We start from the raw sequence: 494 nt of genomic DNA, 5'->3' as shown, positions 1-494 counted from the left end.
AGCCTGGCTAGAGGGAAAATCCGGATCGGCGGGCGCAGTGTGGATTTTTCATCCATTCAGCAGGACCTGCTTTCCTTTGCCGGCATCACCGACAACATTGTCAGCCTGCGCGCAGCACGGGATGTGATGCATCTTGTCGGCAGCAAAGAGAAACGCTTCGAGGAAGTGCCGGGTGGCCATGCGGGGGTCTTTTCAGGTTCAAAAGCCCCCTCCCACGCCTGGCGCATCAGCGCTGACTGGCTGGTAGCGCGCTCGCAGTAGCCGCACCGCCTGGCCGAAAACCGGACCGCTTTATGGCTCTTCGCGGATCAGAGCGAATAATCCGGCGCTTTGCCAAAAGCTCGACGCCGGATGCCTGACGTAAACCCCATAGCCTGAGAGGCTGTCGTTATTGTGGTATCCCTTTTGAGGCGTAGTCAGGGACATCCGGCGTCCAGCGGCTGTCAGGGAGAGATAATGCGACAAGCTCCGAGGCAGGCTGATCACTCAATTCC

At 58.9% G+C, this 494-nt stretch carries 1 pseudogene; it reads left to right on the top strand.

The features are described 5' to 3' along the window. A pseudogene (locus A3754_RS07605) lies at nucleotides 1-261 on the top strand (polyhydroxyalkanoate synthase); the annotation flags it as partial. Nucleotides 262-494: the final 233 nt, after the last annotated feature.

The sequence above is a fragment of the Alcanivorax sp. HI0083 genome, assembly GCF_001635175.1.
The sequence above is the reverse complement of the archived record's forward strand: the minus strand, read 5'-3'. Positions and strand labels throughout refer to the sequence as shown.